The organism is Elioraea sp., from assembly GCF_051860475.1.
Lineage (GTDB): Bacteria > Pseudomonadota > Alphaproteobacteria > Acetobacterales > Acetobacteraceae > Elioraea.
In genome coordinates this window covers 1-12,846 of the sequence record NZ_JBHYDW010000129.1, presented here as the reverse complement: position 1 = coordinate 12,846, position 12,846 = coordinate 1, and the positions used below count along the sequence as shown (strand labels likewise).

10 protein-coding genes are annotated in these 12,846 nt (G+C 72.5%); 2 read left to right on the top strand and 8 right to left on the bottom strand.

Going from position 1 to position 12,846, the window contains the following annotated elements; genetic code table 11:
* Positions 1-1,767, bottom strand: a 1,767-nt coding sequence (locus ACTIFU_RS18500) for a penicillin-binding protein 1A (protein ID WP_439579796.1), incomplete at its 3' end; no start/stop codon positions are given.
* Positions 1,768-1,862: 95 nt separating this feature from the next.
* Positions 1,863-3,056, bottom strand: a complete 1,194-nt coding sequence (locus ACTIFU_RS18495) for an N-acetylmuramoyl-L-alanine amidase (RefSeq protein WP_439579795.1) — start codon at positions 3,054-3,056, stop codon at positions 1,863-1,865.
* Between the two features lie 458 nt (positions 3,057-3,514).
* Between ACTIFU_RS18495 and ACTIFU_RS18490 the strand changes: the two genes are divergently transcribed.
* On the top strand, positions 3,515-6,304 hold the full coding sequence (locus ACTIFU_RS18490) for an Rne/Rng family ribonuclease (protein WP_439579794.1): 2,790 nt from the start codon (positions 3,515-3,517) through the stop codon (positions 6,302-6,304).
* 13 nt (positions 6,305-6,317) lie between these two features.
* The gene (locus ACTIFU_RS18485) at positions 6,318-7,325 is read left to right on the top strand and encodes a membrane dipeptidase (RefSeq protein ID WP_439579793.1); all 1,008 of its coding nucleotides are present in this window, start codon (positions 6,318-6,320) and stop codon (positions 7,323-7,325) included.
* A gap of 7 nt (positions 7,326-7,332) precedes the next feature.
* On the opposite strand, the gene ACTIFU_RS18480 is transcribed toward ACTIFU_RS18485, so the two are convergent.
* The 6 genes from ACTIFU_RS18480 to ACTIFU_RS18455 all read right to left on the bottom strand — a co-directional run.
* Positions 7,333-8,037, bottom strand: a complete 705-nt coding sequence (locus tag ACTIFU_RS18480) for an ArsR/SmtB family transcription factor (protein ID WP_439579792.1) — start codon at positions 8,035-8,037, stop codon at positions 7,333-7,335.
* Positions 8,038-8,220: 183 nt separating this feature from the next.
* Positions 8,221-8,988 carry a DUF1194 domain-containing protein gene (locus ACTIFU_RS18475; protein ID WP_439579791.1) on the bottom strand — a complete coding sequence of 256 codons (768 nt, stop codon included), beginning with the start codon at positions 8,986-8,988 and terminating at the stop codon, positions 8,221-8,223.
* A gap of 239 nt (positions 8,989-9,227) precedes the next feature.
* On the bottom strand, positions 9,228-10,388 hold the full coding sequence (locus ACTIFU_RS18470; protein WP_439579790.1) for a pyridoxal phosphate-dependent aminotransferase: 1,161 nt from the start codon (positions 10,386-10,388) through the stop codon (positions 9,228-9,230).
* A gap of 45 nt (positions 10,389-10,433) precedes the next feature.
* Positions 10,434-10,829, bottom strand: a complete 396-nt coding sequence (locus ACTIFU_RS18465; RefSeq protein ID WP_439579789.1) for a c-type cytochrome — start codon at positions 10,827-10,829, stop codon at positions 10,434-10,436.
* A gap of 60 nt (positions 10,830-10,889) precedes the next feature.
* On the bottom strand, positions 10,890-12,236 hold the full coding sequence (locus ACTIFU_RS18460; RefSeq protein ID WP_439579788.1) for a molybdopterin-dependent oxidoreductase: 1,347 nt from the start codon (positions 12,234-12,236) through the stop codon (positions 10,890-10,892).
* A gap of 161 nt (positions 12,237-12,397) precedes the next feature.
* The coding region (locus ACTIFU_RS18455) for a helix-turn-helix domain-containing protein (RefSeq protein WP_439579787.1) at positions 12,398-12,846 on the bottom strand (449 nt) is incomplete at its 5' end.

Genomic DNA, 12,846 nt, shown 5'->3' with positions numbered 1-12,846 from the left:
GGTGTAGTTGGTCGGCCGCCAGCGCCCCTGGCCCGGGCCGAGATCGACCACGAACGGCGCGTCCAGCACCTTCTGCACCGGCGAGAAGCCCTGCTCGAGCGCGGCGAGGTAGACGAAGGACTTGAACGCCGAGCCAGGCTGGCGCTGTGCCTGGGTGGCGCGGTTGAACCAGGAGCGCTCGAACGACCAGCCGCCTGTGAGTGCCAGCACGCGGCCGGTGGAGGGATCGAGGGCGACAAGCGCACCCTCGACCGCGGGAGTCTGGCGCAGCGCGGCGCGCTCGGGCAGCGCGGCGCGCGCGGGCCGGCCGCGCGCGGCGGCGACCGCAGGCTCGGCCGGCAGCGGCTCGACCAGCACCACGTCGCCGACGGACACGACGTCCGTCGCGGCACGCGGCGCGGGGCCGAGCCGGTTGTCGCCCAGCGCGGGGCGCGCCCAGGCCATCTCCGCGAGCGGCACGGCAAGCGTGCGCGGGCGCGGCGGCAGGTTGGGCCGCTCGGCCCGCTCCAGCCAGCCGACCTTGGCCGCCTGCGCATCCACCTCCAGCACCACCGCCTGGCGCCACTCCGGCAGCATCCCGGGGGTGCGCGGCAGGGCAACGAGCGCCTCGGTCCAGCCGGTGGCGAGCTGCTCGGCCGGCAGGTCGATCCGCGCCGTCGCGCCGCGCCAGCCACCGCGGCGGCGGTCATAGGCGATCTGACCCTCGCGCAGCGCACGGTCGGCGATCTCTTGAAGCCGCGGGTCGAGGCTGGTGCGCACCGTCAGCCCGCCCTGCGTCGTCGTCTCCTCGCCGAAGCGGCCGATCAGCTGCCGGCGCACCTCCTCCGCGAACCACTCGGCCGGCACGCGCTCGGCGAAGCGGCCCGGGCGGACCTCGATCAGCGTCGCCTTCGCCGCCTCGGCGGTGGGACGGTCGATCACGCCGTCGGTCGCCATGCGCTCCAGCACCCAGTCGCGCCGGCCCTTCGCGGCCTCGGGAAAGCGGAACGGATTGTAGTTGTTCGGCGCCTTGGGCAGCGCGGCGAGATAGGCGGCCTCGGCGACCGAGAGCTCTTCCAGCGCCTTTCCGAAATAGGTCATCGCCGCGGCGCCGACGCCGTAGGCGCCCGAGCCGAGGAAGATCTCGTTCAGGTAGAGCTCGAGCACGCGCTCCTTCGGCATCGCCTGGTCGATGCGGATCGCGAGGATGGCCTCGCGCAGCTTGCGCTCCAGCGACACCTCGTTGCCCAGCAGCATGTTCTTCGCGACCTGCTGGGTGATGGTGCTGGCGCCGACCGGGCGGCGGCCCTGACCGAACTGCTGGAGGTTCGTGACCGCAGCGCGCGCAATCGCCATCACGTCCACGCCGGGATGGGTCCGGAAGTTCTGGTCCTCGGCCGAGATGAAGGCGTCCTGCACCAGCTTCGGGATCGAGTCGATCGGCACGAAGATGCGGCGTTCGGTCGCGAGTTCCGCGAGCAGGCGCGAATCGCCGGCATAGACGCGGCTCATCACCGGCGGCTGATAGTCGATCAGCGCCGCGTATTCGGGAAGACCCTTGCTGTAGTGGTGCCACGCATAGACACCGGATCCCGCGGCGCCGAGCGCGCCGATGAAGCCGAGACCGACCAGCGTCGCCAGCACCCGGCGCAGCCGCGCGCGCCGGCGCTTCACGCGTGGCGGACGCGCCAACGGCTGAGGCGTGGCGGCCGCAGGGGCGGGCGTCGGATCGGCGGCCGCGGCGCGGGTCCGGCGCGGGCGCAGCGCAAGCGGTTGGTCAGCCTTCATGGCCCTGCCCGATTATCACGGTCGCGTTGAGAGGTCACGGCGAAGACAACACAGCGCACGGTCGCCGGGTTCCGTTCAACCGATCGTCATCCCGCTCAGCCCGCGGCGCGGACCGGCACCGCTTCCTCCGCATAGCGCTGCACCGCCTCGGCCATCGCGGCGGCGAGCTTGCGCCGGTGATCGGCCCGACGCAGCAGCGCCTCGTCGGCCCGGCTCGACATGAAGCCCATCTCGATCAGCACCGAGGGCACGTCGGGTGCCTTCAGCACCACGAAGCCGGCGAATCGGTGGCTGTTCGGCAGCATCGTCACCTCGCGACGGAGCGAGGCGACGGCGTGACGCGCCATCCGTGCACTGCCATTCAGCGTTTCGCGCCTGACAAGCGAAATCAGGATGCGCGCAACCTCGGGCGTTACCCCGGTGAAGGACGGCCCAGCAAAACGATCGGCGCGGTTCTCGTTGCGCGCAATCCGTTCGGCGATCGCGTCGGACGCATGTTCGGCGAGCGTGTAGACCGACGCACCGCGCACGGAAGCGTCATCCAGCGCGTCAGCGTGGATCGAGAGGAACAGCGCGGCGTTGCGGGTCTGCGCGAAGCGGACGCGCTCGGCGAGCGGGACGAACACGTCGCGCGTGCGCGTCATCGCGACGCGGTAGCGCCCGGAGGCTTCGAGGATGCGGCGGAGTTCCAGCGCAGCAGCAAGCGCGACCCGCTTCTCCTGTGTGCCGGAGGCACCGATCGCGCCCGGATCGCGGCCGCCATGGCCAGGGTCGAGCACGATCAGCGGTCGCTCGGGCGGGGTCGGCGGACGCGGCAGCGGGTCGGAGGCCCGCTCCTCGCGCAGGAACACCGCGCGCGGCGCCGGCGCCAGCTCGACCACCAGCGCGCTGCCATCCGGTTCCAGCGCAGCGCGGCGCACGGTCACCGGCTCGCTGAGATCGAGCACCACGCGCGTCACGCCGGGACGGTTCAGCGCGGCGCGGATCCGCGTCACCGGACCCACACCCGCCGGCGGCGCGCCGGCGCGCCAGGGCGCACCCTCGATGTCGATCACCAGGCGCAGCGGGTTGTCGAGCGTGAACAGCCGGAACACCACCGGCTCGGCGACCGCGAGCGTCAGCCGCACCGCCGATTCGTCCTGCGCGAGGCTCGCCGAGCCGATCGCGCGCGCCGCGAGCGGGCGGGTCAGCGCCGGGGCAAGCAGCGCGGCCGCGGCGACCAGGAACGCACGGCGGCGGGGCCCGCGCCTCGGCGGCGCCCCCCGGACGGCCGGGAGCCGGAGCGGCATGGCGGTCCTTCCAAGCAAGCCGGTCAGCACCATAATGCACGATCTGCCCGTCGGTTGCCAGACGATCCTGAGAGATCAGTGGAGCAAATCCGGCCTTGTGGGGCAGCGCCGCATGCGCCATTGTGGGAATGCTCGCGCGGACCGACCGTTGCGTGTCCCGCCCCGCCCTCCAGCCTGTGTCTTCGAGGGAGCTTCGAGGCGGCGCGCCGCCAACCGCAGGGCTCGCGCCTGCCGCGCCGCCCCCCAGGCGTCCGGTGTCCGCGCGGGCTGCTGCGAGGCCCTTCCCCGCCGAGCGAACAGCCATCGGGCGCCGTCGCGCCCGTCGGGACGGAACGACATGACCGGACGCGCAAGCGCCCTTCACCAGACCGTAGACGGAGCACTCCCCGGTGGCGCCCCGCAATCCCTGATCCGCCGCCTGGCCGGAAGGGCCGGCGCGGCGTGGAGACACGCCTTCCATGACCAAGCGCATGCTGATCGATGCGACCCACCCGGAAGAGACCCGGGTGGTCGTGCTCGATGGAAACCGGCTTGAGGAGTTCGACGTCGAGACGTCCACCAAGCGGACGCTCAAGGGCAACATCTATCTTGCCAAGGTGGTGAGGGTCGAACCCTCGCTCCAGGCCGCGTTCGTCGACTACGGCGGCAACCGCCACGGCTTCCTCGCCTTCGGCGAGATCCATCCCGACTACTACCAGATCCCCGTGGCCGACCGGCAGCGGCTGCTCGAACAGGCCGCGGCCGAGGCCGAGGAGGACGCGGCGCGCGAGCAGGAGGAGGGCGACGCCGCGGCCGAGCGCGTCACCGCCGGCGGCGATGCCGGCCCAGAGGCTGAGGCTGAGGCTGAGGCTGAGGCTGAGCCCGAGCCGCCGGAAGCGGCACTCTGGATGCCGCCGGACGAGCCGGCGCCGCCGGAGCCATCGGCGGTCGAGCCTCCCGCCGCGTCCGCCGAGCTGCCCCCGCTGGCCGAGGAGCCCCCCCCGGCCGAAGAGCCGCCACAGCCGCGCCCGCCCGCCGCCCAGCCCGCGCGAATCGACAGCGAGACCGTCTCGGCCGACCCGGACGCGATCCCCGCCGAGGATGAGGATACGGTCCCATCGGCCAAAGCGTCCGCCGAGGCCCCCGATGAGGACGGTCCGGACCGCGGCGAGCGCGAGATCGACACGGTGGTCGCCGAGCCGGTCGCCCCCGAGACGATCGGCGGCGGGCACGAGAACGGCGAGGAGGACCGCCCGCGCCGGATCGCGCCCCGCTTCCTGCGCAACTACAAGATCCAGGAGGTCATCAAGCGCCGGCAGATCCTGCTGGTGCAGGTGGTGAAGGAGGAGCGCGGCACCAAGGGCGCGGCGCTGACCACCTATCTCTCGCTCGCCGGCCGCTACTCCGTGCTGATGCCGAACACGCCGCGCGGTGGCGGGATCAGCCGCAAGATCACCTCGGCCGCCGACCGCAAGCGCCTGCGCGAGGTGATGCAGGAACTCGCCGTGCCCGACGGCATGGGAATCATCGTCCGCACCGCCGGCGCCAACCGCCCCAAGGCCGAGATCAAGCGCGACTGCGAGTATCTGCTCAGGCTCTGGGACTCGATCCGCGAGACCACGCTGAAGTCGGTCGCGCCGGCCCTGATCTACGAGGAGGCGAACCTCATCAAGCGCGCGATCCGCGACGTCTATTCGCGCGACGTCGACGAGATCGTGGTGGACGGCGAGGAGGCCTACCGCGCCGCCAAGGACTTCATGCGCATGCTGATCCCCTCGCATGCGAAGAAGGTGCAGATCTACAAGGACGGCGGCATCCCGCTGTTCGCCCGCGCGGGCGTCGAGAGCCAGCTCGACGCGATGCACAGCAAGCGCGTCGAGCTGCGCTCGGGCGGCTACGTCGTCATCGACCAGACCGAGGCGCTCGTTTCGATCGACGTGAACTCGGGACGGGCAACGCGCGAGCGCAACATCGAGGAGACCGCGCTCAAGACCAACCTGGAGGCGGCCGACGAGATCGCGCGCCAGCTCAGGCTGCGCGACCTCGCCGGGCTGATCGTGATCGACTTCATCGACATGGAGAACAACCGCAACAACGCGGCGGTGGAGCGGCGGCTGAAGGAGGCGCTGAAGCAGGACCGCGCGCGCATCCAGGTCGGGCGGATCAGCCATTTCGGCCTGCTGGAGATGAGCCGCCAGCGGCTCAGGCCCTCGCTCACCGAGACCGCCTTCGTCACCTGCCCGCACTGCAGCGGCACGGGGCTCGTACGCTCGGTCGAGTCGAGTGCGGTGCACGTGCTGCGTGCGATCGAGGAGGAGGCGGCGAAGCGCCGCTCGGGTGAGATCGTGGTGCGCTGCGCCGGCGCGGTGGCGTTCTACCTGCTCAACCACAAGCGCGCGCGGCTGGCCGAGCTGGAGGCCGCGTTCGGGCTGAAGGTGCTGTTCGCCGCCGACGAGACGCTGCTGCCGCCGGCGCTGCGGATCGAGCGGACGAAGCCGCTGACCGCACCGCCGCCGGCGCCCACCGCGGCGCTGCCGCCGCCGGTGGTGACGGCCGAGGCGGCACTGGAGGAGGCCGAGGACGAGACCGACGAGGCCGAGGAGACCGCCGAGGACGACGCGGAGGAGGCCCGCGCGGCACCCGGCGAGACCGAGGGCGAGCGCGAGGCGCGGAAGCGCCGGCGCCGGCGCCGGCGGCGCGGCGGGCGGCGCGAGGACGGCGCCCAGGCCCAGGGCGCGCCGCCGTCGGGCACGGGCGAGCAGCCCGCGATCGAACCGGTCGGGGCCGAGGAGGGGGCTCCGCCGGAGATCGCCGAACGCCCGGCGCCCGCGGGACCGGAGGACGAGCAGGACCGGCGTGGACGGCGCGGACGGCGCGGCGGGCGGCATCACCGCCGCGAGGAGGGTGAGGCCCCGCCGCCCGCGGAGCCTCCGCGTCCCGCGCCGGGGCTCCGGTTCCAGGGCGCGACCCCGGCCAACCCGTTCGGCGACGCGCCGTTCGACCTGTTCGACGAGATCGAGCCGGGCGAGGCCCGCGCCACGGTCCCGGAGCAGCCTGCGGCCCGGACCGAGCCCGAGCCCGAGCCGGGTCCCGAGCCCGCGACCGCGGCCGAGTCGGGCCCCAAGCCCGTGGCCGCGGCCCCGGCCGCGCCGCCGCCCGCGGACGAACGGCCGCCCGAGGGCCCGCACGCCTCGATCGAGATCAAGCCGATCGTGGTGGACGAGGTGATCGCCGAGGCGCCCAAGAAGCGCGGCTGGTGGCGCCGCTGAGCGGGCCGGCACGGTGGCCGGGGGTGCGCCGCTCGACCTGGTGATCGACGGCGCCTGCCCGCTGGCGCGCGATCCGGCGGAGCTGCGGCGCTACCGCGCGGGCGGAGTCACGGTCTGCATGCCGACCGTCGGCGGCCGCGAGGACGCGGGGGCGACGCTCGCGACCCTGGCACGGATGCACCGCGCGCTCCGCACGCGCGACGACCTCCGGCTGGTGCGCGGTCCCGCGGATGTCCGCGCCGCGCAGCGATCAGGGCGGCTCGGGCTGCTGCTCCATCTGCAGGGCGGCGATCCGTTCGGGCGCGATGCCGGCCTGGTCGAGGGGTTCCGCGCGCTCGGCGTGCGCATGGTCCAGCTCTGCTACAATGTGCGCAACCGGATCGGCGACGGCTGCGCGGAGCCGTCCGACGCCGGGCTCAGCACCTTCGGTGTCGCGGTCGTGCGCGCGCTCAACGAGGCCGGCATGATCGTCGATTGCGCGCATACCGGCGAACGCACCGCGCGCGACGCGATGGCGGTCTCGCGCGGGCCGGTGGTGTGCTCGCACGCCAATCCGCGCGCTGTGCATCCCTCGCCGCGCAACATCGGCGACGAGTTGATCCGCGCGATCGCCGACAGCGGCGGGCTGATCGGCATGGTCGGCTTTCCCGCCTTCGTGTCGGCGTCGCCGCGACCCGGCATCGACGCGTTCATCGACCACGTCGCGCACGTCGCGGATCTGGTCGGCGTACGGCATGTCGCGCTCGGGCTCGACTATTTCGCGGGTCAGGACGGGATCGCTGCGCCGGAGGAGGCCGAGCGGCTCTACCGGAGCCTCGTGTCCTCGGGCGACTGGGATGCGGCGACCTATCCGCCCCCGCCCTGGCGCTATCCGGAGGGGATCGAGACCCCCGAGCGCCTCCGCGCGCTCGGCCCCGCCCTCGCGCGGCGCGGCTTCGCGCCCGACGAGGTGGGCGCGATCATGGGCGGCAACTGGCTGCGCGTGATCGACGCCGTGCTGAGCGACGACGCCGCGGCGTAGCGCCCGTTCAGGCGGCCGCGTCGTCCATGCGCACGCCGAACGCCTCGCGCAGCACCCGCGCGCCTTCGGGCGTCGGCGCGACGACCCGGCGCGCGAGCCCCTCGCCGGGCTGGCGCCGCACCCAGCCGCGCGCGAGGCAGAGCGCGCAGATCGCGCGCGCGAGCCCGCCGCCGAGATGCGGGCGGCGCTCGGACCAGTCCATGCAGTCGCAGGCGAAGCGCCGCGCCCGCCGCGCCGCGGCCAGATCGACGCCGATCCGGTCCAGCCAGGCGTCGCCGGCGGCGGTGGTCTCCCACCCGCCCGGCGCCGGGCGCAGCACGCCGCGCGACACGAGCCCCGCATGCAGCGCGACCCCGAGCCGCCCGGCGAGATGGTCCCAGCAGGTGCGCGCGGCGCGCAACGCCTCGCCGTGCGGCCAGCGCCGCGCCGGGCGCGTGGCCTCGGCGAGGCCCATCAGCGATTCCAGGATCGCGGCGACGTCCTCGCTCGCGATGCGGAACCAGCGGTGCCGCCCCTGCGCGTGCACCGCGACGAGCGCGCCGTCGGTCAGCGCCGCGAGATGCGCCGACGCGGTGGAGGGCGCGATCCCGGCGGCGCGGGCGAGTTCGCCCGCGGTCAGCGCCTCGCCCGCCATCAGCGCCTGGAGCATGGCCGCGCGCGCCGGATCGGCGATCAGCGCGGCGGCGGAGGCGAGGCGGGCGGGCGTGGTCATGGGCCGATCATGCCACGCCGGCGCGCCAGAGGGTTCGGCGTGGGACGAACCGCCCTCGCGCAAGGGTAGAACGTCCGGAAGAGAGTCCCGTATCGGTTGGTGTAAAATTCTCCGACACCGCCCCAACGAAAACGGCCCCGGGCCGAAGCACCGGGGCCGCTCCCAGTCCGTCGAGGCGACGGGTCAGGCCGCCTTGCGCCGCCGGGCCGCCATGCCCAGCGCGGCGAGGCCGAAGCCCAGCAGCGCCATGGTGGTCGGCTCGGGCACGCCGGTGATCTCCTGGATCAGCTTCTGCTCGACCGCCGCGGCGAAGTCGGCGAAGTCGGTCACACCGATGGCGAATGCGCCGGCACCGCCGATCACGTTGTTCTGGTAGTAGGTGAGCAACGACGCAGAACCGATCGTCAGGCCGTTGATGGTGATGCCGGCCGCGACCGCGGCGTCGCGGGCAGCGGTCACCGACGCGCCGTCGTTGCTCGTGCCGTCACCCGAGACATCCATCACCTTGCGCAGGCTGTCGAAGCCGTTATCCGCCGCAAGCAGGCTGGCGCCATAGTTGATCGCGCTGCCGATCGCCGTCAGGCCGCCGAAGGCACGGGTGGTGCCCTGGATCGCCGCGGCGAAGGCGTTCGCCGAGGCCGCGTCGTTCACCAGCGTCCAGTTCACGAGCTGGGCCTGCTGCGCCGAGCCCGACCACTCGACATAGGTCACCGCGATGCTGCCGAGCTGGCTGTTCATGATCGCGTTCTGCACCGCCGCGCTCTGGAACGCCTGGACGTAGCCGCCCTTCTGAAGGGCGTATTCGCCGGCATCGACGCTTCCCGAGACATCGACCAGCAGCACCAGCTCCAGCCCCACCATGGTCGCTGCTTCGGCCTTGGAGGCCATGCCGAGCGGTGCAGCGACCACCATCGCCGCCGCAAACGCCCGAATTCCCGTCATCCGTGCCATAGGAACGATCCCCTTTTCCTGGTCCATTGAACCCTCAGCCGACGCCCGGCCGCAGAAAATCGAGCATGCAAGCACCTTGCCACGATCCGGAAATTCATCCTGATCAATGGGTTGGATGGCGGACGGCAGGCGCATGGCGCACACCTGTAAAGTTTTCCGACACGATCGCGGTTGAATCGGGCCGTTGCGCGACCGGCTTGGCACGGGCGTGGAAAAAAAACTGAAACCCCGCCGCCGGCTCAAACCAGCCAGAAGAGCAGACGTTTGGCCGCCTCCGCCATGTCGCCGGTCGCACCGCAGAAGCTGAAGCGCACCGTGCGGTGGCCGCGCGTGCGGTCGAAGTCCACGCCCGGCGTGGCCGCGACCGCGATCTCGGCGAGCATGCGCGTGCACCAAGCGGCGCTGTCGTTGGTCAGATGCCCGACATCGGCGTAGAGGTAGAACGCGCCCTCGGCCGGGGCGAGGGTCGCGATCCCCGCGCGCGGCAGCGCCTCCAGCAGCAGCCGGCGGTTCGCGGCGTAGCGCGCAAGGTGCCCACGCAGTTCCACCTCCGCCTCGAACGCGGCGAGTGCAGCCACCTGCGACACCCCGGGCGCAGAGATGAACAGGTTCTGCGCCAGCCGTTCCACGGGGCGCGCGAGGTCCTCGGGCAGGACCATCCAGCCGACGCGCCAGCCGGTCATCGACCAGTATTTCGAGAACGAGTTGATCACCACTGCGCCCGCGATGGTTGCGGCCGTCACGGCTGGCTCGCCGTAGGTCAGGCCGTGATAGATCTCGTCCGAGATCAGCCGCACGCCGTGCGCGCCGCACCAGCGCGTGATCGCCGCGAGCTCGTCGGCATGCAGCATCGTGCCGGCCGGGTTGCAGGGCGAGGCGACGATCAGCCCATCGGGCGGCGGATCGAGCGCGTCCAGCATCGCCACGGTCGGCTGATAGCGGCTCGCCGGCCCCGCCTCGAGCAGCACCGGTTCGAGGCCGAGTGCCGTGAGAATGTTCACGTAGGGCGGATAGAACGGTGCTGCGAGTGCCACCCGGTCGCCGCGGTCGAACGCGGCAAGGAAGGCCAGCGGGAACGCGCCCGACGCCCCAACCGTGACGGCGATCCGCGCGACCGGCACCGCGACGCCGTAACGCTCGGCATAAAGGCGCGCGATCCGCTCGCGCAACGGGCGGATGCCGAACGCCTCGGTGTAGCCGAGCGTCTCGCCCGCGCGCATCGCCGCGATCGCGGCCTCGACCGCCGCCGCCGGCGCGCCGGTCGCGGGCTGGCCCACCTCCATGCGGATCACGCGCGGATCGCCGGGGCCGGAGGCAACGGCGCGCGCGTTGGCCGCTGCGATCACGTCCATCACGATGAAGGGCGGGGCCTCGGCCCCCCTGCCGACCTTGAGCGCCATCGACGCAGTCCCGCCAGAGCGGGATGCGCGCGTCAAGGGTGGCGCTCAGCGGATGGCGATCGCGGCGGCGTTGCTCTCCGACAGGCTCGCCCCCTGCTCAAGCGCGCCGTGACGGGCCAGGATGTAGGCGGTCACCGCGAGCTTGTCATCATCCGAGACCCGGGTCGGGTCGTCGAACGGCATCAGCATCAGGTTGTACTCGAGCAATCCGGCGCCGTGGCGGAACTTGCGGATCTGCGCGCCCTCGCCCCAGATCGGATTGCCGTAGCCGGCGCCGCCGCGGCCATCCTCGCCATGGCAGACCGCGCAGGTCTCGGCATAGACCGTGCGGCCGCGCTCCACCTGCGAGGATGCCGCAAGCGCCTCGGGCACGCCGCGCGCGGCGAGTATCGCGACACCCCCGGCCAGCAGCACGCCGACCGGCAACAGAACGCCCTGCATCGACCCTCCCCCCAATGAACGGGGGTCCGCCGTGCGGCGGACCCCCTCGTGCCCGCAGGCTCAGACTACCCGGATGCGGAACTTCGGGATCGCGTTGTTCGCCATGCCGTAGAGATTGAACGGCACGGTCGGTGGCTGGCTGATCCCGGCGTTGTCGGTCGCGCGCGTCTCGATCACATGCTCGCCGGCCGGGGCATCCCACTCGAAGTCGAAGCGCGACCAGGTGTAGCGGCCGAGATTGGGCGGCCGGATATGCGCCTCGCGCCAGGGCCCGCCATCGATCCGGTACTCCACCTTGCGCAGTCCGTGCTGCGGTCCCCAGGCATAGCCGCGCATGGTCTGCCGGCCGGACGCCAGGGTGGGCAGCTCGCCCCGCTTCAGCGGGTAGTTGGACGGCAGCGAGGGCGACTTGTCGATCACCAGTGGCACGGTGATGAACGACTTCACCGGCATCCATTCCACCATCGGACCGTGGATGTCCTCGGGCGCGACATTGCGGAACTCGTCGCCCGCGGCCGGTGTCGGCTTGGGATAGTCCGGGCCCGCGAACACCTCGGCCTTGGTGTTGAGCCGGACCCAGAAATCGTGGGTCGCGACCTTGATCTCGGTGAGCCACTTGGTGGACGCCGCACCGCCCCAGCCGGTGACCAGCGCGCGCACCGGCGCGCCATGATCGGGCAGCAGGGGGTTGGCGTTCATCCGGAAGGCGAGGCCGATATCGTCGGGCCGGCTCAGCACCTCGCGCATCGGCATCGGCCGGCCGATATCGCCCGCCCCATCGACGCCCGACCAGAACAACAGCGCCTTGGCGTCCGGCTTCAGCCCCGCGCGCGCGAAGATCTCCGAGAGCGGCACGTACTCCCACTCGGCGAGCCCGACCGCGCCCAGCACCCAGTTGCCGCCGGTGACATCCTTCATGTCGAGCTGTTCCCAGAACACCGTGCGGCCGTTGCCGTGGCATTCCATGGTGGCGAAGATGGTGCGCGAGCGCATCTTCAGCAGGTCCTCGTAGCCGATCTCGAGCTCTCGCTCGAGGCCGTTGCCGTGCACCTTCACCTTCCAGTTGCGGGGGTCGAGCTCGGGCTTCTGCTCAGGGGTCGGCGTCGGGTAGTGGTTGCGCACATAGAACTCCTCGACCGGCGTGATCCAGGTGGAGAAGTCCCAGTAGTTGCCGCTGCGCACGGTCGCGCCGATGTTGAGCACGCGGCTGTCGTCCTTCTGGAGGATGCGCCGCGCCGGCGCGGCCGCCTGGGCGAGCACGGGCGCGCTTGGCATCGTGCTGGCGGCGGCTGCGCCGGCCACGCTCCAGGCAGCGACCTCGAACATGCGCCGTCGGCCGACATCCTCGCGCTTCAGCACGTTCTCGATCAGCGCACGCTCGGCGCGCGCGACGTCCGTCCGATTCATCCGGGTCCCTCCCCTGGTTCGTTGGGCGGAGCGGAGGCAGCACGCGCCGTGCCAGGCGCCACGACGGTGGATCAAGGGCAAAGCGGAGTGCTCGTCCGATAAGCCGGACTGCCGGCGGCAATTCCATCCGGTATTTCGGGCCAGCAACAGACAGCCGGGCATCAGGCGCGCCCGCGCAGCCCCAGCCGGCGCATCTTCTCGAACAGGGTGGAGCGCGCGACGCCGAGCCGCCCGGCCGCCGCAGCGACGTCCCCGCCCGTCGCCGCCAGCGCCGTCGCGATCGAGCGCCGCTCCGCGGCCTCGACGACGCCGGCAAGCGTGGGCAGGACCTCCTCCAGCGGGCGCGGCGTCCCGGGAAACAGGTCGGCGACATCCAGCCAGGGCGAAGTCGCGAGCGCCACCGCGCGTTCGACCCGGTTGCGCAACTCGCGCACATTGCCCGGCCACGCATGCGCGAGCAGCGCCTCCTCCGCGGCAGGCCGCAGCCGCGCGATCTCGCGCCCGAAGGCGGCGGCGAACTCGGCCGCGAACTGGGCCGCGAGCGGCAGGATGTCCTCGCCGCGGTCGCGCAACGGCGGGATCGCGACACGGATCACGTCGAGACGGAAAA